The organism is Halostella salina (assembly GCF_003675855.1).
GTDB classification, from domain to species: Archaea; Halobacteriota; Halobacteria; order Halobacteriales; family Natronoarchaeaceae; genus Halostella; species Halostella salina.
Genome location: NZ_RCIH01000001.1, coordinates 329,349 through 352,583, shown reverse-complemented (window position 1 = coordinate 352,583; position 23,235 = coordinate 329,349). Strand labels below are relative to the sequence as shown.

Annotated in this window: 25 protein-coding genes; 15 read left to right on the top strand and 10 right to left on the bottom strand. The window is 69.8% G+C overall.

The annotated features are described in order from the left end of the window. Nucleotides 1–37 precede the first annotated feature (37 nt). Complete coding sequence (locus tag D8896_RS01860) at nucleotides 38–790, top strand: ABC transporter ATP-binding protein (protein WP_121820367.1); 753 nt, start codon at nucleotides 38–40, stop codon at nucleotides 788–790. A gap of 37 nt (nucleotides 791–827) precedes the next feature. On the opposite strand, the gene D8896_RS01855 is transcribed toward D8896_RS01860, so the two are convergent. From D8896_RS01855 to D8896_RS01835, 5 genes are all read right to left on the bottom strand, one after another. Beyond that, nucleotides 828–2,726 carry a cation:proton antiporter domain-containing protein gene (locus tag D8896_RS01855; protein ID WP_259372637.1) on the bottom strand — a complete coding sequence of 633 codons (1,899 nt, stop codon included), beginning with the start codon at nucleotides 2,724–2,726 and terminating at the stop codon, nucleotides 828–830. Nucleotides 2,727–2,854: 128 nt separating this feature from the next. After that, nucleotides 2,855–4,855 (bottom strand): AMP-dependent synthetase/ligase, encoded by a 2,001-nt coding sequence (locus D8896_RS01850; protein WP_121820366.1) that lies wholly within the window; start codon nucleotides 4,853–4,855, stop codon nucleotides 2,855–2,857. 81 nt (nucleotides 4,856–4,936) lie between these two features. After that, nucleotides 4,937–6,886, bottom strand: a complete 1,950-nt coding sequence (locus tag D8896_RS01845; RefSeq protein ID WP_121820365.1) for an AMP-dependent synthetase/ligase — start codon at nucleotides 6,884–6,886, stop codon at nucleotides 4,937–4,939. A 93-nt stretch (nucleotides 6,887–6,979) separates the two neighbouring features. Beyond that, entirely contained in the window at nucleotides 6,980–7,894 is a 915-nt protein-coding gene (locus D8896_RS01840; protein ID WP_121820364.1) for an MBL fold metallo-hydrolase, read from the bottom strand. Between the two features lie 67 nt (nucleotides 7,895–7,961). Next, complete coding sequence (locus D8896_RS01835; protein WP_121820363.1) at nucleotides 7,962–8,693, bottom strand: cupredoxin domain-containing protein; 732 nt, start codon at nucleotides 8,691–8,693, stop codon at nucleotides 7,962–7,964. A 142-nt stretch (nucleotides 8,694–8,835) separates the two neighbouring features. On the opposite strand from D8896_RS01835, the gene serS reads away from it, so the two are divergent. Then, nucleotides 8,836–10,218, top strand: coding sequence for a serine--tRNA ligase (gene serS / locus D8896_RS01830; protein ID WP_121820362.1), 1,383 nt, complete (start codon nucleotides 8,836–8,838; stop codon nucleotides 10,216–10,218). Between the two features lie 6 nt (nucleotides 10,219–10,224). On the opposite strand, the gene D8896_RS01825 is transcribed toward serS, so the two are convergent. Then, nucleotides 10,225–10,557 carry a nuclear transport factor 2 family protein gene (locus tag D8896_RS01825; RefSeq protein WP_121820361.1) on the bottom strand — a complete coding sequence of 111 codons (333 nt, stop codon included), beginning with the start codon at nucleotides 10,555–10,557 and terminating at the stop codon, nucleotides 10,225–10,227. Between the two features lie 86 nt (nucleotides 10,558–10,643). On the opposite strand from D8896_RS01825, the gene D8896_RS19095 reads away from it, so the two are divergent. Beyond that, the gene (locus D8896_RS19095) at nucleotides 10,644–10,787 is read left to right on the top strand and encodes a hypothetical protein (RefSeq protein WP_162991391.1); all 144 of its coding nucleotides are present in this window, start codon (nucleotides 10,644–10,646) and stop codon (nucleotides 10,785–10,787) included. A 28-nt stretch (nucleotides 10,788–10,815) separates the two neighbouring features. Here D8896_RS19095 and D8896_RS01820 read toward each other — a convergent pair whose 3' ends face one another. Beyond that, nucleotides 10,816–11,700, bottom strand: coding sequence for a redoxin domain-containing protein (locus D8896_RS01820; protein ID WP_121820360.1), 885 nt, complete (start codon nucleotides 11,698–11,700; stop codon nucleotides 10,816–10,818). Between the two features lie 105 nt (nucleotides 11,701–11,805). On the opposite strand from D8896_RS01820, the gene D8896_RS01815 reads away from it, so the two are divergent. Both D8896_RS01815 and D8896_RS01810 read left to right on the top strand, forming a co-directional pair. Next, nucleotides 11,806–12,300, top strand: a complete 495-nt coding sequence (locus tag D8896_RS01815) for a DUF367 family protein (RefSeq protein WP_121820359.1) — start codon at nucleotides 11,806–11,808, stop codon at nucleotides 12,298–12,300. Nucleotides 12,301–12,348: 48 nt separating this feature from the next. Next, nucleotides 12,349–12,498 (top strand): 50S ribosomal protein L40e, encoded by a 150-nt coding sequence (locus D8896_RS01810; protein ID WP_121820358.1) that lies wholly within the window; start codon nucleotides 12,349–12,351, stop codon nucleotides 12,496–12,498. 41 nt (nucleotides 12,499–12,539) lie between these two features. Here the strand turns inward: D8896_RS01810 and D8896_RS01805 are convergent, their stop codons facing one another. Next, nucleotides 12,540–13,151, bottom strand: a complete 612-nt coding sequence (locus D8896_RS01805; RefSeq protein ID WP_121820357.1) for an MBL fold metallo-hydrolase — start codon at nucleotides 13,149–13,151, stop codon at nucleotides 12,540–12,542. A 130-nt stretch (nucleotides 13,152–13,281) separates the two neighbouring features. Here D8896_RS01805 and D8896_RS01800 point away from each other — a divergent pair, with 130 nt between their 5' ends. The 6 genes from D8896_RS01800 to D8896_RS01775 all read left to right on the top strand — a co-directional run bounded on the left by D8896_RS01800 (nucleotide 13,282) and on the right by D8896_RS01775 (nucleotide 16,889). After that, the gene (locus tag D8896_RS01800) at nucleotides 13,282–13,467 is read left to right on the top strand and encodes a DUF5786 family protein (RefSeq protein ID WP_121820356.1); all 186 of its coding nucleotides are present in this window, start codon (nucleotides 13,282–13,284) and stop codon (nucleotides 13,465–13,467) included. An 82-nt stretch (nucleotides 13,468–13,549) separates the two neighbouring features. Further along, entirely contained in the window at nucleotides 13,550–14,131 is a 582-nt protein-coding gene (locus D8896_RS01795; RefSeq protein WP_121820683.1) for an endonuclease dU, read from the top strand. Nucleotides 14,132–14,200: 69 nt separating this feature from the next. Then, on the top strand, nucleotides 14,201–14,797 hold the full coding sequence (locus D8896_RS01790; RefSeq protein ID WP_121820355.1) for a uracil-DNA glycosylase: 597 nt from the start codon (nucleotides 14,201–14,203) through the stop codon (nucleotides 14,795–14,797). 57 nt (nucleotides 14,798–14,854) lie between these two features. After that, nucleotides 14,855–15,517 (top strand): HAD family hydrolase, encoded by a 663-nt coding sequence (locus tag D8896_RS01785; protein ID WP_121820354.1) that lies wholly within the window; start codon nucleotides 14,855–14,857, stop codon nucleotides 15,515–15,517. 38 nt (nucleotides 15,518–15,555) lie between these two features. Beyond that, a complete protein-coding gene (gene hisH, locus D8896_RS01780; protein ID WP_121820353.1) occupies nucleotides 15,556–16,218 on the top strand; it encodes an imidazole glycerol phosphate synthase subunit HisH in 663 nt (220 codons plus the stop codon). A 56-nt stretch (nucleotides 16,219–16,274) separates the two neighbouring features. Then, nucleotides 16,275–16,889, top strand: a complete 615-nt coding sequence (locus tag D8896_RS01775) for an SOUL family heme-binding protein (protein ID WP_121820352.1) — start codon at nucleotides 16,275–16,277, stop codon at nucleotides 16,887–16,889. A 209-nt stretch (nucleotides 16,890–17,098) separates the two neighbouring features. Here the strand turns inward: D8896_RS01775 and D8896_RS01770 are convergent, their stop codons facing one another. Next, complete coding sequence (locus tag D8896_RS01770) at nucleotides 17,099–17,455, bottom strand: hypothetical protein (RefSeq protein WP_121820351.1); 357 nt, start codon at nucleotides 17,453–17,455, stop codon at nucleotides 17,099–17,101. Between the two features lie 354 nt (nucleotides 17,456–17,809). Here D8896_RS01770 and D8896_RS01765 point away from each other — a divergent pair, with 354 nt between their 5' ends. From D8896_RS01765 to D8896_RS01755, 3 genes are all read left to right on the top strand, one after another. After that, nucleotides 17,810–18,919 (top strand): tRNA (guanine(26)-N(2))-dimethyltransferase, encoded by a 1,110-nt coding sequence (locus D8896_RS01765; protein ID WP_121820350.1) that lies wholly within the window; start codon nucleotides 17,810–17,812, stop codon nucleotides 18,917–18,919. Nucleotides 18,920–18,994: 75 nt separating this feature from the next. Then, nucleotides 18,995–20,290, top strand: a complete 1,296-nt coding sequence (locus D8896_RS01760; protein ID WP_240451985.1) for a YihY/virulence factor BrkB family protein — start codon at nucleotides 18,995–18,997, stop codon at nucleotides 20,288–20,290. After that, nucleotides 20,287–21,162 carry a phosphatase PAP2 family protein gene (locus D8896_RS01755; protein WP_121820349.1) on the top strand — a complete coding sequence of 292 codons (876 nt, stop codon included), beginning with the start codon at nucleotides 20,287–20,289 and terminating at the stop codon, nucleotides 21,160–21,162. Before D8896_RS01760 ends, D8896_RS01755 begins: the two co-directional genes overlap by 4 nt. Before the next feature lie 10 nt (nucleotides 21,163–21,172). Here D8896_RS01755 and glnA read toward each other — a convergent pair whose 3' ends face one another. Next, nucleotides 21,173–22,540 carry a type I glutamate--ammonia ligase gene (gene glnA / locus D8896_RS01750; protein ID WP_121820348.1) on the bottom strand — a complete coding sequence of 456 codons (1,368 nt, stop codon included), beginning with the start codon at nucleotides 22,538–22,540 and terminating at the stop codon, nucleotides 21,173–21,175. 126 nt (nucleotides 22,541–22,666) lie between these two features. Between glnA and lrp the strand changes: the two genes are divergently transcribed. Further along, nucleotides 22,667–23,125, top strand: a complete 459-nt coding sequence (gene lrp / locus D8896_RS01745) for an HTH-type transcriptional regulator Lrp (protein ID WP_121820347.1) — start codon at nucleotides 22,667–22,669, stop codon at nucleotides 23,123–23,125. Nucleotides 23,126–23,235 lie beyond the last annotated feature (110 nt).

The following is a 23,235-nucleotide window of genomic DNA, read 5'->3' as shown; positions in this document are numbered from 1 at the left end:
CCAAACGGTTTTCATTTCGGTCGCCGAACCGTCACCCATGAGCGACGGCCCCGCGATCCGAACCGACGCCCTCACGAAGCGCTACGACGACACGCTCGCGGTCGACGACGTCTCGCTGTCGATCCCCGCCGGCACCGTGTACGGCTTCCTCGGCCCGAACGGCGCGGGGAAGACGACGACGATGCGCATGCTGGCGACGCTGGTCCGCCCCACCTCCGGAACGGCCGAGGTCGCCGGCCACGACGTGCGAACGCGCGACCGCGTCACGCCCCACATCGGCTATCTCCCCGAGGAGCCCCCGCTGTACGACGAGCTGACCGGTCGCGAGCAGCTTGAGTACGTCGCCGGGCTCCGGGACATCCCGGAGGACGAGGCGAGCGAGCGCATCGAGAGCCTGCTCTCGCGGTTCGACCTCGCCGACGATGCGGACAAGCGGATCGGCGCGTACTCGAAGGGGATGCGCCAGAAGACGGGCGTCATTCAGGCGGTTCTCCACCGGCCGGCCGTCGCCTTTCTCGACGAGCCGACCAGCGGGCTGGACCCCCGGGCCGCCCGGACGATGCGGGAGACGATCGCCGACCTCGCGGACCGCGAGATGACCGTCTTCCTCTCGACGCATATCCTCCCCGTGGTCGACGAACTCGCCGACCGCGTCGGCGTCCTCCACGACGGGCGGCTCGTTGCCGAGGGCGCGCCCGACGAGCTAAAGCGACAGGCCGAGTCCGGCGAGCGCCGGAGCCTGGAGGACGCGTTCCTCGAAGTGACCGAGGAGCCGGCGACCGCGGACTGACGGAGTCGATGGTCGGGGCGCTCTCATAGCCGTTCTCTCAGTCGTGGGGGTGACAGCGCTCCAGCGCCTCGTGGACCGCCTCGGTCCGACCGAGGAACGTGATGTGGTCGCCCTGCCGGAGCGTGAAGTCGCCGTCGGGGACGTGGTGGTCGTCCTCCCGGCCGACGAGCGCGATGAGGACGCCCTTGGGGAGTTCGTCGTCGAGCTGTGCGATCGTCTTGCCGACCAGGTCCTCGGCGGTCACCTCGATCTCCTGTACGTCGCCGGTCCGGCCGAGTTCGGTCATCCAGTTCGACAGGGCGGGGCGCTCGATGACGTTGTCCATCGCCCACGCCGTCGCCATCGACGCCGAGATGGTCCGGACGCCCAGGTCCTCGAACGCGTCGACGTTGTCCGGGTTGTTCGCCCGGGCCAGCACGGTGTCGACGTCGAACTTCGAGCTTGCGAGCTGTGCAACCAGCAGGTTCGCGTCGTCGTCGCCCGTGGCCGCGGCGACTATCTTGGCGTTCTCCGCCCCGGCCGAGCGCAACACCTCCGTGTCGGTCCCGTCGCCGTGGTGGACGGTGTAACCCTCGTTTCGGGAGCGTTCGACGATGTCCGCGTCCTGCTCGATGAGGACGACGTCCTCTCCGCGGTCTTCGAGGCGTTCGGCGAGCGACCGGCCCACCTTCCCGCCTCCGACGATGAGTACACGCATTGGTATCACTTCGAAGTATTCGGCTATCTGCCTCGCGAGCCCGGCCTGAAACACGACGGTGACGAGGATGACGAGGAAGACGGTCCCCACGAGGATGTCCGCGCCGGCCGGGTTGTACGGCACGGATTCGGGGTTGCTCAGTTCGAGCGCGAACAGGGTGGCGACCGACGCCGGGATGATGCCGCGCGGCCCGACGAAGCTGACGAACAGCTTCTCGTTTCTGGTGAAGCGGTCGCCGGTCGTCGAGAGAAAGACGAGCAGCGGCCGCAACACCAGCGTGACGACCAGCACGACAACTATCCCGCCCGCACCGAGCGCGAGGAGCTTGTCGAACTCCAGCAGCGCCGCGAGCACGATGAAGACGAAGGAGAGGACGATGAGCGTCAGGTCGCCCTTGAACTCCTCGATGTCGGTCTCGTAGGGGATGTCGAGGTTCCCGAGGAGGACCCCCGAGGCGGCGACGGCGGCGACGCCCGCCTCGCTCCGGATCGTCGACGCGACGCCGAAGGCGACGATGGCACCGGCGAGCACGAGCAGTCGGGCGGTCTGTGGGGCGTTCCCCCGCGAGAGGTCCACGTGAGTGAGGACGTACCAGAGCACGCCCGCGACGACCAGGCCGACGAGCAGCCCGACGCCGAGCCGTTCGACGAACAGGTAGACGTAGTCGACCGGCGTCGCGTCCGACAGCGCGAGCGCCTCGAAGGCGACGACCGCGAAGATGGCCGCGGTCACGTCGTTGACGATCCCCTCCGTCTCCAGCGCCGCGGCGACGCGGTCCCGGACGGCGACGACCTCCAGTATCGGCGTGACGACGGTCGGGCCGGTCGCCACCAGCAGCGACCCGACGACCATGGCGACACTCCAGTCGGCACCGAGGGCAAAGCGGACCGTGACCGTCGTGCCGACGAAGGCGATCAGCGCGCCGACGGTCACGAGGCGGACCGCCGCCGAGGGGGCCTCCCGGAGCTTGTCGATCCGGAGGTTGAACGCCCCCTCGAACACGATGATGGCGACGCTGACGCCGACGATGGCCGAGACGGCCCCGCCGAAGGCGTCGGGGTCGAACAGGTCGAGCACCTCCGGGCCGGCGACGATACCGGCCGTGATCAGAAAGATGACGCTCGGGACGCGGTACCGGGCGGCGAGCATCTGCGAGACGACGCCCAGACCAATGATCAGCGCGACGACGGCGAGCAGGTTCGACCCGCCCTCGGGACCGGCCGCGAGGATCGCGGTCACCGGCGGTCACCCCGCAGCAGCGACATGGAAGCGGCGACCCTTGCCGTCGCTTGTCGGCTCGACCAGTCCATCGACTGTGACAATGACCGTCCGCGGGAAAAGACCACCCATTCAGGCGGTCGTTTCCGTCAGTCGGCCGCCTCGGGCGTGCGCTCGTCGGCCGCCCCGTCGGCCCCGTAGATGTCGTCGACGAGGTGCTGGTACCGCTCGCGGATGTGGCCGCGCTTTTTCTTCATCGACGGCGTGAGCAGGTCGTTGTCCTCGGTGAACTCCTCGGGGACGAGGCGGAACTGCTTGATCCGCTCGTGGGGTTCGAACCGCTCGTTGACCGCCTCGACCTCCGCCTCGATCACCTCGCGAACGCCGTCGTGCTCGCACATCGCCGCGGGCGTCTCCGGCACGTCGACGCCCTCGGCCTCCGCCGCCGCCCGGAGCGCCTCGAAGTTCGGCACGACCAGCGCCCCGATGAACTTCTCGCCGTCGCCGGTGACCATCACCTGTTCGATCACGTCGCTGGCGGCGAAGGCGTCCTCGATCGGCGTCGGCGCGACGTTTTTCCCCGTCGAGAGGACGACGATCTGTTTCGCGCGCTCCCGGAAAACGAGGTAGTCGTCGGGTCGCTGCTGGACGATGTCGCCGGTGCGGAACCAGGGGTCGCCGCCGTCCTCGGCGTCGACGAACGCCGCGGCGGTCTCCTCGGGCTTGTTCCAGTACCCCTCGGTGACGTTCGGGCCGCGCACCAGCAGTTCGCCCACGTCGCCGAGCGCGTCGGTGAACTCCGACTCCGGGACGACGGTCTTGTCTATCTTCACCTCGACGCCGGGCAACGGCGGGCCGATGGTGCCGAGTTTCGGCTCCTCGATGGGGTTCGTTGAGACGACCGGCGCGGCCTCGGTGAGGCCGTACCCCTCGTAGATCGGCAGGCCCATCCCGTGGTACAGGGTACAGAGCTCCTCGGAGAGCGTGCCGCCGCCGCTGGAGAGCCACTCGATGTTGCCCCCAAGCGCCGCCTTCACGTCGCTGAACACGAGCTTGTCGGCGAGCCACAGCTTCGCGCGGAGGCCGTAGCCGGGCCTGTCAGCCCGGTAGTACGCCCGGCTCACGTCGGTCGCCCACTCGAAGATCCGCTGCTTGAAGTCGGACTCGCTGGCCTGCTCGCGGATCGCGTCGTAGATCTTTTCGTACACCCGCGGCACGCTCGTCGCGCCGTCGGGCTCGACGGTTTTGAAGTCCTCCTTGAGCGTGTCCGGGCTCTCGGCGTAGGCCACACAGCCCCCGCTGGAGAAGGGGTAGAAGTGGCCGGTCGTCCGCTCGAAGATGTGGGCGAGCGGGAGATACGACACCGTCGTGGTGCCGGCGTCCATGACGGCCATACTGTTCGGCTTGTCGGGACGCGGGCCGTAGCGCTTGCGCAGCTGGTTGACGTTCGCCCGGAGGTTCCGGTGGGTGAGCTGGACGCCCTTCGGCTGGCCGGTGGTCCCGCTCGTGTACACGAGACTCGCCAGGTCGTCCGGTTCCAGGTCGTCGATCCACGAGGCGTAGTCGTCCTCGTCGAACCGCTCCGCGCCCTGCTCGTACACCTCGTCCAGCGTGTACACCCCGTCCTCGTCGGCGTACTCCTCGCCGACGTCGTCCATCACGATGGCAAAGCGCAGGTCGAGCGCGTCGCTGACCGACAGCACCCGCTCCAGCAGTTCCTCGTTCTCGACGACGACGCCCGACGCGCCGGGGTCGTCCAGCAGGTACCGCACCTGGTCGGGCGAGGAACTCTTGTACACCGTCGTCACGGCCGCGCCGGCCGAGAGCAGCGCGAGGTCACACTGCGCCCACTCCATCCGGGTCGCGGCGAACATCCCGACGCGGTCGCCCCCGTCGACGCCGAGCGCACGGAAGCCAGCCGCCAGTCGGGCGACGATCCCCCGCATCTCGTCGTAGGTGATCGTCGCGTACTCGCCGTCCGGCGCCGCGTCGACCGCCGTCCCGACGAGCGCCCGGTCGTAGATCCCCCCCTTGTACTGCTGGGCTGGTTTGGCCCCGTGTCGCTCGACTGCGTCCTCGAACGCCCGCGGGAGCGGTGTCTCCCCGATCACCTCGTCCGTGTACTCGCGTTCCGCCTCCTGCCAGGCCATGATTGACGTATCAGTCAACCTACTACATTATAAATCGTTTTACTGTTTCTTGACAGGAACGCGGACGGGACCGGGCGGGCGCTACTCCTCGTATATCGACTCTATCTCGTCGGCGAAGCGGTCGAGGATGTTCCGGCGCTTCTTCTTCATCGTCGGCGTCAGCAGGTCGTTGTCCTCGGTGAACTCCTCGGGGACGAGGCGGAACTGCTTGATCCGCTCGTGGGACTCGAACTGCTCGTTGATCCGGTCGACCTCTTCCTGCACGAACTCGTGGACGCGGTCGTCGCGACAGATCGCCGCGCGGTCGTCGGGCAGGTCGATCCCCTCCTCGTCGGCCCACGCCCGAACCGTGTCGACGTTCGGCACCAGCAGGGCGCTGACGAACTTCTCGCCGTCGCCCATCACCATGCACTGCTCGACGACTTCGCTGGCGGCGAAGGCGTCCTCGATGGGGGCGGGCGCGACGTTTTTCCCCGTCGAGAGGACGAGCAACTGCTTCGCGCGCTCCTTGAACGTGAGGTAGTCGTCCGGGCGTCGCTGGATGATGTCGCCGGTTCGGAACCAGCGGCCCTCGCCGTCCTCGGCCGCGGTGAAGGCGGCGTCGGTCTCCTCGGGCTTGTTCCAGTACCCCTCGGTCACGTTCGGCCCCCGTACCAGCAGTTCGCCCACCTCGCCCTCGGCGTCGGCGAACTGCTCCTCGGGAACGACCGAGTCGTCGATCCGCGTGTCAACGTCGGGGAGCGGCGGGCCGATGGTGCCGACCTGCGGGTGGTCCGGCGGGTTGACCGCGACGACCGGCGCGGTCTCGGTGAGGCCGTACCCCTCGTAGATCGGCAGGCCCATCCCGTGGTACAGCGCACAGAGGTCCGGCGAGAGGCTCCCGCCGCCGCTGATCAGGAACTCGACGTTCCCGCCGAGCGCGTCTTTCACCTGGTCGAAGACGAGGCGGTCCGCGACGGCCTTCTTCCCCCGGAGCGCGACGCCCGGACTGTCGGCCTCGTGATACGCCCGGCCCACGTCGGTCGCCCACTCGAAGATCCGCTCCTTCATGTCGGACTCGCTGGCCTGCTCGCGGATCGCGTCGTAGATCTTCTCGTACACCCGCGGTACGCTCGTCGCCGAGGTCGGCTCGACGGCCTGGAAGTCGTCGCGGAGCGTGTCCGGGCTTTCCGCGTAGGCGACGCAGGCCCCGCTGGCGAACATGACGAAGTGGCCGGCCGTCCGCTCGAACACGTGGGCAAGCGGCAGGAACGAGACCGTCTTGGTGTCCTGGTCTATCGTCGGGCCGCCGTCCCGGTCCGGGCGGTCAGCGTACCGCTTGCGGATCCCGTTGACGTTCGACCGGAAGTTCCGGTGGGTGAGCTTGACGCCCTTCGGCTGGCCGGTGGTGCCGGAGGTGTAGATGAGGCTCGCCAGGTCGTCGGGGTCGCGGGCGTCGACCCACGACTCGTACTCGTTGGGGTCGTACGCCGTCGCGCCGCGCTCGTGGACCTCGGCCAGCGTGTACACGTCGTCGCGGTCGCTGTCGACGGCGTCCATCGTCACGATGGCCGAGAGGTCCAGGTCGTCCGCCACGGCCAGCACGGAGTCGAGCTGCTCGCGCCCCTCCACGACGACGGCGTCGGCGTCCGGGTCGTCGAGCAGGTACCGGACCTGCGACCGCGATGACCCCTTGTACACCGTCGTCACGACCGCGCCCGCCGCGAGCAGGGCGAAGTCACACTGCGCCCACTCCATGCGGGTCTGGGCGTAGATTGCGACGCGGTCGTCCGTGCCGATCCCGAGGTCGCGAAAGCCCGCCGCGAGGTTCCGCACGATGGAGCGCACGTCGTCGTACGACAGGCTCCGGAACTCCCCGTCGGGGGCCGCCGCGAGGACGGTCCCGGTGAGCGAGCGGTCGTGGATGCCCCCCTTGTACTGCTGGGCCGGCCGCTGCCGGTGTCTCGCCGCGGCGTCCTCGAACATGCGCGGCAGCGGCGTCTCCCCGATGACCTCGTCGGTGTACTCGCGTTCCGCGTCCCGCCAACTCATACGAACCGAAAGCGGGGCCGCGGGGGATAAATCATGATGGAACCGCGGGGGAGTGAACGGCCGTTTACTCGCAACGACGGATGCGCCCGCGACCTACTCGTCGTCCCGGCGGTCCAGATACGCCAGGACGCCGCGGACGTTCATCGCCGTCTCGCCGCTTGCCTTCCGCTCGCCCCACACGCGGTCCATCGATGTGCGCTCGACGAAGTGGTCGATCACCGCCTCGTCATTGGGGAGTTCCGCGCGCTTTCGCTCGACGGCTCCGACCCAGTCGGTGAGCACGTCGGTGTACTCGGCGAGCACGCCGTCGGCCTCGGTGGGGCCGAAGTGGGCGAAGAGCAGCGTCTCCGGCTCCATCGCCACCAGCATCTCGGCGTCGGCCAGCGCCGCCTCCAGGTCGAACTGCGGCGGCGGCGTCGTCTCCTTGATCTCGTCGATGGACGGTACCCAGATCCCGGCGGCGTCCGCGGTGAAGACGGCGTCGTTGGCGGGGTCCTCGAACACGACCTGGTGGGGGGCATGTCCCGGTGCGTGCTGGGCGATCAGTTCGTGCTCGCCCAGATCGATCGCGTCGCCGTCAGTGAGTTCGGTGATCCGGTCCTCGGGCACCGGCTCCGGTTCGGTGTAGAACTCGATCTGGTCGCCGACGGCCTGTTTGGTCCCTTCCCAGAGCCGCGAGGGGTCCGCGAGGTGGCGCGCGCCGCGCTCGTGGACGTACACCTCGGCGTTCGGGCACGCGTCGGCGAGAAAGCCCGCGCCGCCCGCGTGGTCGAGGTGGACGTGCGTCACCGCGATGACGGCCAGTTCCTCGGGGTCGATCCCGGCCTCCGCCAGCGCGTCGAGGATACGCTCGTAGTTCGTCCCGATCCCCGTGTCCACGATGGCCGGCCGCTCGTCGTCGACCACGTACACCGAGCCGTACTCCGCGGTGCCGTACATCCCGGTGTCGACGTAGTACAGGTCAGTGCAGTCGCCCGTCGTCACCCGCCGAACGTCTCCCGCGTCCATGGGAAAACCGCCGCCCCCGGGCGGCAAAAAACCTCGTGCCGCGGCACGTGACACCGTCCCGACCCGGTCAGCGTCGCCGACGCCGCAGGCCGAGCGCGCCGGCCAGCCCCGCGACCGCCGCGGCGACGCCGAACCCGGGCTGTCCGCCGGAGTCGCTGGAGCCGTCGCCGCCGTCCTCCCTGTCGTCGCCGTCCCCGGATCCGTCGCTGCCGTCGTCACCCGCTCCGCCGTCGCCGTCCGTGGCGTCCGTGCCGTCGTCGCCTCCGTCGGCCGTCGTTTCGGCCGTGTCGGTCGTGGTCGTTCCGCCGTCGACGCCGGTCGTGTCCGACGCCTGGGTCGTGTCGGTCCCGCCGTCTTCGGTCGTTGTGGTCGTCGTCTCCGACCCGACCTGCACGTCGCCCGTCATCGACCCGTGGATGCGACAGCGGTACGTCGCGACGGCCTCGGTCGCGGTGAACGTCACCGAGCGGGTCGCGCCCTCCTCGCCGACCGTCTCGGTGCTGGCGACCGCGTCGCCGCTCCCGTCCTCGACGTACAGGTTGTGTGAGACGCCGTCGGCGTTCTCCCAGACGATCTCGTACTCCTCGCCCGGCGTCAGCGACAGCGTCGGGTTCATCTCGCCCTCGATCGCGGCGGGGGCGACGCCCCGCCAGCCGTCGAGGTCGCTCGCCAGCCGAAACGTCTCGGTCTGTGTGTCGGCCTCGGTCGCCGAGCGCGCCCCGACGACAGCGGGGACCGCAAGCGCCGCGGCGGTCGCCGTCAGCACCCCGCGGCGGGACGCGTGGAAACGGTCGGACATACGTCCCTACTGGGGACCGCCGGCGCATAAGCGTGGGGTGGCCGGTCGGACCCCGGCGGCCGCGACCGACGCCCCGCCACCGTGACGGCGTCCCACAGTTCCGACACGGTTTTGCCACGGCGTCGAGAACCCACGGACAACAATGCTCGACCGGACGTATCTACGCGAGCACCCCGACGAGGTCCGGCAGGCCGTCGACCGCAAGGGGGTCGACGGCGTCGATGTCGACGAGGTGCTCGCGCTGGACGAGGAGTGGCGCGAGCTGAAGGCCCGCGGCGACGACCTGCGCCACGAGCGCAACGAGGTGTCGAGCCGCATCGGGGAGCTGAAACAGGAGGGCAAGGAGGAGGCGGCTCAGGAGGCAATCGAGCGCTCCAGCGAACTCAAGGCCGAACTGGAGTCGGTCGAGGAGCGCGCCGACGAACTCGCCGCAGAACTCGACGAGCGCATGCTCGCACTGCCGAACGTCCCCCACGAGAGCGTCCCGGTCGGCGACGACGAGAGCGACAACGTCGAGCGCTACCGCGAGGGGTTCGACGACCTGCGGGACCTGCCCGACGAGGTCGTCCCCCACTACGACCTCGGCGAGGAACTGGACGTGCTCGACTTCGAGCGCGGCGCGAAGGTGACCGGCGGCGGCTTCCAGTTCGTCAAGGGGGCCGGCGCGCGGCTGGAGCACGCGCTGGTCCAGTTCATGCTCGACGTGCACCGCGAGCAGGGGTACGACGACGTGCTCCCGCCGATCCCCGTCAACAGCGAGTCGATGCGGGGGACGGGACAGCTCCCGAAGTTCGCCGACGACGCCTACCGCGTCGGCGCGCGGCAGGACGACGAGTACGACGACGACGACCTCTGGCTCCTGCCGACCGCCGAGGTACCGGTGACGAACATGTACCGCGACGAGATCCTGCTGGACGACGACCTCCCCGTCAAACACCAGGCGTTCTCGCCGAACTTCCGGCGCGAGGCCGGCGAGCACGGCACCGAGACCCGGGGGTACGTCCGCGTCCACCAGTTCCACAAGGTCGAACTCGTCAACTTCGTCCGCCCCGACGAGAGCTACGACCGGCTGGAGGGCCTGCTCGGCGAGGCCGAGGAAGTGCTGGACCGTCTGGGCCTCCCCTACCGCGTGCTGGACATGTGCACCGGCGACATGGGCTTTACCCAGGCCAAAAAGTACGACATCGAGGTGTGGGCACCGGGCGACGACATGGACGACGGCCCCGAGGAAGGCGGGCGCTGGCTAGAGGTCTCCAGCGTCTCGAACTTCGAGGACTTCCAGGCGCGCCGCGCCGGCCTGCGCTACCGGCCGGAGCGCCACGAGAGCGCCGAGTACCTCCACACGCTGAACGGGTCGGGGCTGGCCGTTCCGCGCGTGATGGTCGCCGTCATGGAGTACTACCAGAACGAGGACGGCACCGTCACGGTGCCGGAGGCGCTCCGCCCGTACATGGGCGGCCAGGAGGTCATCGAGGGTGAGGACCCCGTCGGCGAGAGCGCCCTTGGTGCGGGCGAGCGGGAGTAGGGGCGCTCACCGCGTGAACGTCTCCAGGCGCTCGATCCGGCCGTCACCGTCCAGTTCGTGGACGTCGACGAAGGGGAACAGCGGTTCGCCGTCGGCGTCGAGCAGGCGGCCGCGAACCGCGACGGCGTCGCCGGCGACGAACACGGTCAGCAGCTCGTGTGTCGTGTCGGTCATCGGCCGGTCGTCGCGCATGAACGCGACGAACGCCTCGCGGCCCTCGAACGTCCGGTCCGGTCGGTGCTGGACGAAGTCGGGCGCGAGCAGCGACTCGAGGTCGCCGTACGCCCCCTCGTCGAGCGCGGCGTAGTACGCCCGGACCGTCGCCTCGGCGTCGGCCATGCTCCCCACTGCGGCCGGGGGGCTGGAAAACCCGTCGGTCGCCCGGGACCGAAGACGGTTTGCCGCCCATGGCCGAACCGGCGCGCATGCTCTCCATCAACCAGAAGGCGGTCATCCTGATCACGCTGCTCGGGCTCAACGTCGTCTCGGTCTGGTTCGGCGGGATCCTCGCGCTCCTGCTGGTGTCCCTGCCGTCGGTCGGTGTCGCGGTCGGCGTACTCCGGCGGTGATACCGTCGGTCAGCCGACCGCGGGTCGGTCACTGACCGAGCGCGTACAGGTCCGGGACCGACTCGTCCTCGACCGACGCCAGCGCGTCGGCCGCGTCCTCGCGGTACTCGTCGCCCAGGTCGGGGCGGCCGTCGGCGTAGTAGTCCGCCGACTCCGAGAACCACTTCGCTGCCCGCCGATACGCGTCAGCGACATCGCCAGCCGTCGCCGCGCTGTCCGCGATCGGACCGGACCCGAACCGCTCTGCGGCGGCGAAGGAACCCACCGCCGAGTCGAAGTACCCCTCCGCCTCCTCGAACCCGTCGGCCGCGGCGGCCCAGTCGCCCGCGTCGTCGCTCCCGGCCGCCTCGTAGCGCTCCCGGGCCGCGTCGAACTCCGAACGGCCGTACCGATAGTGATTCCCCGCGGTCCGGTAGCGTTCGATCGCAACGCCGTCGTCCTGCACCGACTCGATCGCGTCGCGGACGGCGTCCAGATCCGGTAGCTCCACCGTCGCGTCCGCGACCCAGATGTACTGGACGGTCCCGGACACGTCGACGACGAACACCGACCGCTGTGGGCGGTGCGCGTGGCCGCGGAACTCGTCGTGGCGGACGCCGTACTTCGCCGCGACGTCGCCGAGGGAGTCGGACAACAGCGGGAACCCGAGGCCGTACTCCTCGGCGAACGCCCGGTGGCTGTACGCGCTGTCGCCCGAGATGCCGAGGATCGTCACCTCGTTCCGGAGGGCGACCACGTCGAAGTCCCGGAGGCTACACAGCTCGTCGGTACAGGTCGGGCTGAAGTCCGCGGGGTAAAACACCAGGACGACGATCGACTCGCCGACGTAGTCGTCCAGCGCGAACTCGGCGAACTCGCCGTCGACTGTACCCGGCAGCCGGAACGATGGGGCGTCGTCTCCGACCTCGATCATACGGGCACCGGGTGACGCTGCTCCCTTAACTGTTCTCCCGCCGCCTCGCCGGCGTCCGGCGGCGGAGTCCGAGCGTTTTTGCCGGCCACCCGTCTACGCCGACGCGTGGACCTGCACGTCCTGTACGAGGGCGACGACGACCCCGACAAATGCACGGCCCGGAAGCTCGACCGCTTCGACCTGGCCGAACTCCATCCGACGGCGGGGGCGACGCCGTACGGCGTCGTGCTGAACCCCCACGCGGAGCGGGCGCTGTCGCCGGCCGACGCCGACGCCGGACGGCTCGTCGCGCTCGACTGCTCGTGGGAGACGGCCGGCGAGGCGATGTTCGACCTGCCGGGCGAACACCGGGCGCTCCCCTTCCTCGTCGCCGCCAACCCCGTCAACTACGGGAAGCCGTTCCGCCTGACGACCGTCGAGGCGCTGGCCGCCGGGCTGACGATCCTCGGCGAACGCGAGCACGCCGAACGGATCCTCTCGAAGTTCACGTGGGGCGAGACGTTCTTGCAGCTGAACGCCGAACCCCTCGAACGGTACGCGGACTGCGAGGACTCGGCCGAGGTGGTGGCCGTTCAGGACGAGTACCTCGCCGAGGAGTAGCGAGCGCACTCGGAAACCCTTTTATCCGGCCGCTGGCAACGGGCGGGTATGGCTACGTTCGACAAAGCGGAGGGGCGAATCCTCGACAAGATGATCTGCATGCGCTGTAACGCCCGCAACCCCAAGCGGACCGACAAGTGCCGGAAGTGCGGCTACGGGAACCTCCGCCCGAAGGCGAAGGAGTCCCGCAGCGCGTAACTCGGTCGTTTTTCCGCTTCGTTCGCCGCCGGCCAGCCGCGCTACTCGTCAGGGTACTTCGGCTCGCGCTTTTCCGCCCGCGACAGCGCCGTCTCGATCACGTCCCGGACGTCGCCGTGGAACACGCCCCCGTGGCCGGCGTACATGTGTTCGACGCCGTCCGGGAGTCGGTCGAGGATGCGCTCGATGCTGTCGATGAGTGCCTCACGGGACTGGCCGGGGTAGTCGGTCCGGCCGAAGCTCCCGTAGTCGAACGCGCCGTCGTCGTGGACGACCACGTCGCCGCTGAAGATGCTCTCCGGGCCGACCAGCGAGACGTGGTCGTCGGCGTGGCCGGGCGTGAACACCACCTCGGTCCGCTCGTCGCCGACGACCACCTCGTCGCCGTCGTCGATCGCCCGCGTCCGGTGGGGGTGGTCGGCGTACGCGACGACCTCGGGGTCGAACGCATCGACGACGGCGTCGAGTTCCTCGACGTGGTCGCCGTGCTGGTGGGTCAGCACGACGGCATCCACGCCGGCGGTTGCCTCGCGGATCCGGTCGACCACGCCCGGCATCGACCCGGCGTCGACCAGCGTCGTTCGCTCGCCGAGGGCGAGGTAGGCGTTGCAGGTGAACGTGTCCGCGTCCGCGGTGACGTTGACGACCTCCATGCGTCACAGTGGGTGGTCGACCGGGAAAACGGTGCGGGACCGAGCGGTCCCGGTCGATTCATCGAAAATACCACCGGGTTGTCGCCTGCGAGGAATTTTTTAGGTCGAAGTCGTTAGTGACGTGTGTAGCATGGGTTTCGGGAGCTACGACGAATCGGAACAAGAGAACCAGAACATCGACGCCGACATCGACGATGACGACGGGGTAGCGACAGGGGCAAACGACCACGACGGCGATGTCGAGTTCGAGATCGGGGCGTCGAGCGACGAACTGATCGACCGACTGAAGGACATCAAGGAGAGCGACGCGAGCTGATAGTGTTCGCTCTCACTGTGTACCGGTAGTCGCCAGCTCCGACACCGGCGACCACCGATACGTGACGAGAGCGAACACTATGATGAAACCCGGAACGCGGGCGCTCGGCGTGGCCGAATCGTACCGCGGCGACCGGAGCACGCTGGCCGGCGCGGTCGTCCGGGCGTCCCGCGTCGTCGACGGGTTCGCGTTTTCTTCGTGCACCGTGGGCGGGAGCGACGCGACCGCCGGGACCGTCGACCTCTGGGAGCGGCTGGACCGCGAGGACGTACGCTACGTGCTGGTGGCCGGCGTCGCGCTGGCGTGGTACAACGTCGTCGACCTGGAGCGCGTCCACGCCGCGACCGAGCGCCCCGCCCTCGCGGTCACGTTCGAGGACAGCGACGGGCTGGAGCCGTCGCTCCGTGAGGCGTTCGACGGCGACGCGCTGGACCGCCGGCTGGCGGCGTACGAGGCGCTGCCGCCGCGTCGGCAGGTCGAGGTGGACGGGGATACGGTGTTCGTCCGGAGCGTCGGCGTCGACGACGACGAGGCCGCCCGCGTCGTCCGCGCGTTCACGCCGGCGGGCGGCCGCCCCGAGCCGCTCCGCGTGGCACGGCTGGCGGCGCGTGCGGGGGACGACCTGCGGCGGCGGGACCCGGGCGACGGGGTCGGCCCGGGGTGACGTGGCACCGACGACCGCCGACGGCGGACGAACCCGAAGAGCATAGTGGGGGCGGGCGAACGTGACGGTATGGACGGGATGGACGGACTGACGGTCACGGACTGCGAGCGCTGCCCTGCGCTCTGCGAGTCCCGGAGTCGGATCGTCAACGGGACCGGCCCGGCGGACGCCGACGTGCTGTTCGTCGGCGAAGCGCCGGGAGCCAACGAGGACGAGCAGGGCGAGCCGTTCGTCGGCCGGAGCGGCGACGTGCTGGACGAGGTGCTGCTGGAGGCTGGGCTGGAGCGCGGGGCGGTCCGGATCACCAACTGCGTCAGGTGTCGCCCGCCGGAGAACCGCGACCCGACGACGGAGGAACTGTCGAACTGCCGCGGGTATCTCGAATCCGAGATCGACGCCGTCGACCCCGAGGTTGTCGTCACGCTCGGGAAGGTGCCGAGTCAGCACCTGCTCGGACGCGACGTGGCGGTGACCAAGGAGGCCGGCAACCTGTCGGACGTGCGGATTGCGGGCGAGCCGCGGCGCGTGCTCGTCTGTGTCCACCCGGCAGCGACGCTGTACGACCGGAGCCAGCGCGGGACGTTCGAGGAGACGATCGCGACCGCGGCCGACCTCGCCGGCGAGGGGGCGGGCGAGGGCGGCCAGTCTCGGCTCGGGGAGTTCTGACACGGCCCGACGTCCGAGCGCGGGATATATCGCCGTCCGGTCCCTAGCCGCGGTCGAATGGGAGACGCCACCAGCTACGACGCGGTCCTGTTCGACAACGACGGCGTGATCGTCGAGCGGTCGACGCCCGATGTCATCGCGCCCGCGGTCCGCGCGGCGTTCCGGGACGTGGGCATCGCGGACCCCGATCCGGACCACGTCGACTACTGCATGCGGGGGCGGATGGACGACCTCGACGCAATCTGCGAGACCTACGGCGTCGACCACGAGGCGTTCTGGGAGCGCCGCGAGCACCACGTCCTGCGCGCTCAGCGCGAGGCCATCGAGAACGGCGGGAAGGCGCTGTACGACGACGTGGCCGTCGTCGACGAGTTCGACGCGGACTGTGCCATCGTGAGCAACAACCAGCACCCGACTATCGAGTTCATCGTCGACCACTACGACCTCGCCGGCCGGTTCGACCCGGCGATCGGCCGCGAGATGTCGGTCGCGGGCGTCGCCCGGAAGAAGCCCGAACCGGACCTGATCGAGGACGCGCTGGCCGCGCTCGACGCCGACCGCGCGCTGTACGTCGGCGACAGCGCGACCGACGTGGTGGCGGCCCACGCCGCCGGGATCGACTCCGTCTACGTCGACCGCCCGAACCACGACCCGGAGCCGCTGGAGCGCGAGCCGACCCACACGGTCGCGGACCTGACGGAACTCCGCGAGGTCGTGTAAGGGAAAGCGACTTGCCCCGCCTCCGCCAACGTTCGGCCATGAGCCAGCAGACGCAGACGGCGACCCAGGCGACGGCGTCGGTCGTCGTCGTCGACTACGGCCTCGGGAACCTCCGGAGCGTGACCAGAGGGCTGGAGCGCGCCGGTGCGGACGTGACGGTCTCGGACGATCCCGGCACGTTCGCCGAGGCGGACGGCATCGTGCTCCCGGGCGTCGGCGCGTTCCGCGAGGGCGTCGAGAACGCCGGGCCGTACCGCGAGGCGCTCGTCGACGCCGCCGAGCGCGGCCAGCCCGTCTTCGGGATCTGTCTCGGGATGCAGATGCTCCTGACCAGCAGCGAGGAGGCCAAACGCGCCGGCCAGGGCGATGTGCAGGGCCTCGCCCTCGTCCCCGGGACGAACGTCCGGTTCGACGGCGACCGCAAAGTGCCCCACATGGGCTGGAACGAACTTTCCGTCGAGCGCGACCATCCGCTGGTCGACGGCGTCGATGGGGAGTACGCCTACTTCGTCCACTCCTACTACGCCCAGCCTGACGACGCCGACGCGGTGGTGGCGACGACCGACTACGGGACCGCGTTCCCGAGCATCGTCGCCAGCGAGGCCGGCAACGTGTTCGGCACGCAGTTCCACCCGGAGAAGAGCGGCGAGACGGGGCTGACGATCCTGCGGAACTTCGTCGATATCTGCGCCGACGCGTAGCCTCGGCGGTGGCGACCCACGGTGCTGGTTTTGTACGTTCGCGACGTAGGGCGTCCATGCACAGGGCAACGAAGTGGGCGCTGGCCGCAGCGGGCGGCCTCGCAGCGGCGTGGATCGGGCGGAGCCTCTACCTCGCGGCGGCGACCGACCGCGTCCGGTACGCGACCGTCCGGACGGTCGACGGCGTCGAGATCAGGCGCTACCCGCGGACGGTGCTGGCCGAGACGACCGCCGGGACCGAGCGGGCGGCGTTCCGGCGGCTGGCCGGCTACATCGCGGGGGAGAACCGGGCCGGCGACGAGGTAGCGATGACCGCGCCGGTGCGCACCGAGGGGGCCGAGGTCGCCATGACCGCGCCGGTCCGCTCGACCGAGACGGAGACGGGCGTGACGATGGCGTTCTACCTCCCCGGCGAGTACACGCCGGAGACGGCCCCGGAGCCGACGGATCCGGCGGTCGAACTGGTCGTCGAGGACACCAGAAAGCTGGCCGTCACGTCCTTCTCGTGGACGGCCTCGGCGGCGCGCGTCCGGAAGTACGAGCGCGAACTGCTCGACACGCTCGCGGCCCACGAACTGCAACCGCAGGGGGAGCCGTTCCTCCTGCGCTACGACGACCCCCTGACGCCGCCGTTCCTCCGGAGGAACGAGGTTGCGGTCGAGATAGCGTAGCCCGACATTGCCACGCGGCCAGCGCGAGCGCGCGGCGCGCTTTCGCGCCGCGGGCGAGCGTCCGGGGGAGGGCAGGCACCCGAAGCGTGCGCTGACGACCGTCAGCGCTCGCGCAGACTAGCGGGCCTTAGCGAGAATCGCGCAGCGATTCTGGCGGCGGACATGAAAAGGGCGCAGCGCGCCGCGCCAGCGGCGCGCAAGGGCTTTCTTTAGAGGAATTCTCTGACCTCCGAGTACCACATGTCGTGGTGCTCGACCGCGCCGATGCGTTCGGCGATGGCGACCGCGAGCGTGTGCCAGCAGAGTTCGGTGGGATCCTCGGGGTCGAGGTTGTACTCGCTGTCCTTGCAGGTGCAGCCGCCGTCCTCGACGACGTACTCCTCGCGGTGGCCGACGACGACGGTGAAGTCGCGGTACTCCTTCACCCGACCCTCGGAGACGGCCTCGATGGCGCGGACGCCGCGGTCGCCGTGGACGGCGGTGATGCGGCTGACCGCGTCGGGCGTCAGCTCGCCGGCCTCCGCCAGCGCGGCCTGCCACTCCTCGACGCGGGTCACCGTCGCCACCCCGGGCCGCCGTCGCGTCCGATCACTGTCCCGGCGTAGGGAGGCCCCCGACAAAACAGGTTCGGTGTCGGGGATCAAGTAAGGAGCCGTCGCCCGCGAACGTGACGGCGTGGCCGGTGAGTACGATCGCCCCGAAAGCCCCCGCGCGCTCGCCGCCTGCGGCTCGCTGCGCTCCTCGGCCGTCGGCCTGCGGTGCTTGCGTCGCCTCGGCTGGCGAGCGCGCGGCCCCTTTCAGTCCCACCCGGGAAGTTGTTCGAGCGGGCGACGGCCAGCCGGGCGAGCGTAGCGAGCGCCGCCCGGGCCTGCCGACCGGCGATCCGCATCGCTTACGGCGGCGGCGCGGCGAGGGCGAGTATGCACGTCCGGGAAGGCGGGGTCGAGATCGAGGTCCCCGAGCAGGAGAGCGAGGGCATCGACGACGCGGTGTTTTTCAACCCGGTGCAGGAGCTGAACCGGGACCTCACCGTCGCCGTCCTGCGGGCGTACGGCGAGCGCGAGCCGCGGGCCGACTCGTACCTCGACGCGATGGCGGCAAGCGGCATCCGCGGCGTTCGGGCCGCCGCCGAGGGGTGGGACGCGACGCTCTGTGACGTGGACGGAGACGCCGTCGCCCTCTGTGAGCGCAACCTCGCCGCGAACGACCTCGACGGCGAAGCCGTGCAGCGCGACGCGAACGCACTCATGCACGAGGAGCTGTTCGACGTGGTCGACATCGACCCGTTCGGGACGCCGATCCCGTACGCCGACGCCGCGTTCGCCAACGCGCGGAACCTGGTCTGTGTCACCGCAACCGACACCGCGCCGCTCTGTGGCGCGCATTTCGACAGCGGCGTCCGCAAGTACAGCGCCGTGCCGCGCAACACCGACTACCACGGCGAGATGGGCCTGCGCGTGCTCGTCTCGGCGCTGGCCCGGACCGCCGCGCGCTACGACGTGGGCGTCCGCCCGCTGCTGTCCCACGCGACGAACCACTACGCCCGGACGTACCTCGAACTGGAGCACCGTGCGACCGACGCCAACGCCGCCGTGGACGAACTCGGCCACGTCTACCACTGCGAGGACTGCCTCTACCGCGAGACCGAGCGCGGCCTGATCGCGGACCCGCTGGACGACTGCCCACACTGCGGCGGCGAGCGCGTCACGACGGCCGGGCCGGTCTGGCTCGGCTCGCTGCGGGAGCACGAGTTCGTCGCGGCCGTTCGGGACGCGGTGAGCGACGACATGGGCACGGCCGGGAGAGCCCGCGACCTCCTCGACACGCTCGAAGCCGAACTCGACGAGCCGACCCACTACGACCAGCATCGGCTCTGCAAGCAGTGGAGCCGCCCCGCCGCCGGAATGGACGCGTTCCTCGACCAACTGCGCGAGGCGGGCTACGCGGCCTCCCGCGCCCACTACGGCGGGACGACGTTCAAGACCGACGCCGACGTGGCGGCGATCCGTGAGGCGACCGCCCACGAGTAAGCCGGCACAGGTCGAGACCACGTCGCCCCCGTCGGGAGCGCGAGCCATTAGTGTCCGGCCGGCGAAGGGTCCGTCGTGCGCCGGAGCGTCACTGGAGCCGTCGGATTCGTGCGGAGCGTCGTCGCCGTCGTGCGGGAGCGACAGGTCACGTTCCTGGCAGCCGGCATCGCGTACTACGCCTTCGTCTCGCTGGTGCCGCTGCTGTTGCTCGCGCTGGTCGTGGCGAGCGTGCTGGGCGGCGACGCGCTTGCCGATGCGGTCGTCGCTACCGCCGACCAGCTCCTCACGCCGACCGGGGCGGACCTGATCCGGGACGCGCTGACGGCCGACGCCGGCCGGGGCGGCGCGACGCTCGTCGGCGTCGGCGGGCTGCTGTGGGGCGGTCTGAAGGTGTTCCGCGGCCTCGACAGCGCGTTCTCGCAGGTGTTCGGCACGACCGACGAGGGGACGCTGGTCACCGAACTGCGCGACGGCGCGGTCGTCCTGTTCGCGGTCGGCGCGGGCGGAGCCGCGGTCGCCGGCGTCGCCGCGGCGGTCGCCGTCCTCGGCGGCCCGTTCGCGGGCGAGCTGGCGTCGCTGGCGGGCTTTCTCACGCTCGTCGTCGTCTTCCTCCCGCTGTACTACGTGTTCCCGAACGTACCGCTGTCGCTCCGGGACGCCCTGCCGGGGGCCGTCCTCGCTGCGACCGGGTGGACGGTGCTCGGCACCGGGTTCCGCGTGTACGCCGCCAGCGCCGACGCGTACGCCGCCTACGGCGTCCTCGGCGGCGTCCTGCTGCTGGTGACGTGGCTGTACGTCGGCGCGATACTGCTCATGCTCGGTGCGGTGGTCAACGCCGTCAGGACCGGGTACGCCGACCGGGCGGACCGGCAAGTACAACACCCGGGCGGTCGACAGTTACGGACGACCCGACCGATGACCGAGGAGGACGACACGGCCGCGACCGGTGGACCATCGGCTGACGACCCTGACACGGCTCCCGGCGCGGACGACGAGGAAGCGGACGACGGGGAGGACCTCGAAGCCGAGGTCGAGCGGCTCCGCGAGGAGCTGGCGGCGTTCGAGGACGATATCGAGGACCGGACGGTCCACCGCGAGGAGATAGAGCACGACCTGAAACGGTACGTCCGCAGGCGGGTCCGACGGGGCCACGCCCGCGGCTGGGGGCCGTACCTCGTCCTGCTGTACGGCACCGCGATGACGATCGGCGCGTTCTACCTGCTGTCGGGCGGCTGGGCGATCCTCGCCATGCTCGTCGTCTGGCTGTCGACGCTCGGCCTCTACGTCCTGATGATGCTGGTGGGCGCGGGACTTTCGGTGCTCGGCCTGCCCGGTCGCCTGCGGAACGCGGTCGGCGACTGGCGCTCATGAGCCGCGGTGGCGCGGCGGTCGACGCCCTCCGCGAACTGCTGCCCGAGAGCGTCGCGGCCGCCTTCGCGCTGGTGACCCAGCTGGGCGACATCTGGCTGTACGTCCTGATCCTCTCACTGCTGTACTGGTACTGGGACCGCGACCGCGCCGCCCGGATCGTCGGGGTCGCGCTCGGCGCGGTGGCGCTGACGCTGGCGCTCAAGCACGCCTTCGCGCTCCCCCGGCCCCCAGTCGCGCCGCCAGCGCTACCGGCGGCGGTGCCGGCCGCGTTCGAACCGGTGTACGCCGAGACCGTCAGCGCCGAGAGCTACGGCTTCCCGAGCGGCCACGCGGTCGGCAGCGCCGCAGTGTGGGGCGCGCTGGCCCTGTGGACCGACGTGGGAACCCGCCGGCAGCGGTTCGCCGCCGCAGGGGGGCTGGTCGTCGTCATCTCCCTCTCGCGGCTGGTGCTTGGCGTCCACTACCTGGTCGACGTGGTCGCCGGCGTGGCCGTCGGCGCGGCGTATTTGGCGGGGATAGCGGCCGCCGTCGACCGCGTCGAGGACGGGCCGGCGCTCGCGTTCGGCGCGGCGACGGTCGCGGGGGTCGTCGCGGTCGCGGTCAGCGGCGGCGCGACGGACCCGCTCGCAGCGTTCGGCGCGGCCGCCGGCGCGCTGGCCGCGTGGCACCTCGTGGCGGTCCCGGCGGAGCCGTGGCCCCGATCGACCGTCGGCGTCGGCTACGCGCTCGTCACGGCCGCTGTGCTCGGTGCGGTCGCGGCGCTCTGGCTCGTCGTCCCGCTGCCGCGGGTGGCAGTCGTCGCGGTGGCGGCGCTGGGCGTCGGCGGTATCATCGTCGCACCCGGTGCAGTCGTCCGGACGAAAAAAGCGTAGGTCGGCCGAGTTAGAACTTCTCCAGGTACTTCTCCTCCTCCCACGAGCTGACGTGGGTCTTGTAGTCCGCGTAGTCGGCGTTCTTCGCCTCGGCGAACTTCTCGCTGACGTGGTCGCCCAGCGCTTCGGTGATGACCTCGTCCTCCTCCAGGGCGTCGACGGCCGCGCCGAGGTTCGGGGGGAGCGTCTCGATGCCGTACTCCTCCCGCTTCTCGTCGTCGAACTCGTAGATGTCCTCGCGGACCGGGTCGCCGGGGTCGGCGTCGTTCTCGATGCCCTCCAGGCCGGCGGAGATGACCGCGGCGTACGCGAGGTAGGGGTTACACGACGGGTCCGGGCTGCGGATCTCGAACCGGGCGCTCGTGCCGGCCGCGTCGGGGACGCGGATCAGCGCCGAGCGGTTCACGTCGGACCACGCGATGTACACCGGGGCCTCGTAACCGGGGACGAGGCGCTTGTAGGAGTTGACGGTCGGGTTCGTGACGGCCGTGAACGCCTGGGCGTGGTTCAGGACGCCGCCCATGAAGTTGTACGCGAGCTCCGAGAGGTTGAACTCGTCGTCGTCGTCGGCGAAGGCGTTGCCGTCCTCGTCGAACAGCGAGATGTGGCTGTGCATGCCGGAGCCGTTGATCTCGCCGATCGGCTTGGGCATGAACGTCGCGTGCAGGTCGTGCTGCTCGGCGACGGCGCGGACGACCGCGCGGAACGTCGCGATGTTGTCGGCCGTGCCCAGCGCGTCGTCGTACTTGAAGTTGATCTCGTGTTGGCCCTCGGCGACCTCGTGGTGGCTGGCCTCGATCTCGAAGCCCATGTCCTCCAGCGTGAAGATGATCTCGCGGCGCACGTCGGACGCGAGGTCCTTGGGCGCGAGGTCGAAGTAGCCGCCGGAGTCGTGGGGATTTGTCGTCGCCTTCCCGTGCTCGTCCTTCTCGAACAGGAAGAACTCCGGCTCGGGACCGATGGAGATCTCGTAGCCCATCGACTCGGCGCGCTCAATGACGCTTTTCAGGACCTGCCGTGGGCCGCCCTCGAACGGCGTCCCGTCGGTGTTTGCCACGTCACAGATGAGACGGGCGCTGGCCGCGTTGTCGTCGGTCCGCCACGGGAGGACCGCGAACGTCTCGGGGTCGGGTTCGAGGCGCATGTCCGACTCCTGGATCCGGACGAACCCCTCGATCGAGGAGCCGTCGAACCAGATGCCCTCTTTGAACGCTTTCTCGACCTGCCCCGCCGGGATGGAGACGTTCTTGACCGTGCCGGTGATGTCGGTGAACTGCAGCCGGACGAACTTGACGTTCTCCTCCTCGATCTCCTCTAACACCGCTTCCTCCGCCTCGGTGAGGCCATCGGCCTCGTCTGCAAGATTTCCGGTTGTCATCTTTCTCGTCACCGTAGTCAAATATGCCTACTACTAAAGTCCTGTCCCTCTGCGCAATTCTTCCCCTATACGGATGAAATTGGATATTCGTTAAATTCTAATGCCTGGAGAACGACCCCCGAAGTAATGACGTACGAAAATCTCGACGCGGAGCTAGTGAATGCACTTTTGAACGACGGTCGCGCGAGCCTGCGGAGCCTCGGCGAGGAACTGGACGTCTCGGTGACGACGGTGTCGAACCACCTCTCGGACCTGGAGGAGGAGGGCGTCATCGACGGGTACACACCGGTCGTCGACTACAGCGCGCTCGGCTACGACGTGACGGCGATCATCCAGCTGAAAGTCGAGGGGAACGCCCTCCCGGACATCACCGGCCGGCTCGAGGGCCACAAGCAGATGATAAGCGTGTACGAGGTCACCGGCAACTACGACATCATCGCCATCGGCAAGTTCCAGGACACCGACGGGATGAACGCCCAGATCAAGAAACTGCTGACGGACCCGGACATCAACGAGAGCAACACCAGCGTCGTACTGGACGCCGCCAGCGAGAACGAGCAGTTCGAACTGGATATCCAGGACTAATACCGCCGGCTGTACCGGCCCGAAGGACTCGGCACCTCTGGTGCCGAGATCCTTCGTAGACGTACAGCCGACGGTAAAGCCCTCGCTCGGCGCTTGGGAAGCGCCTCGCT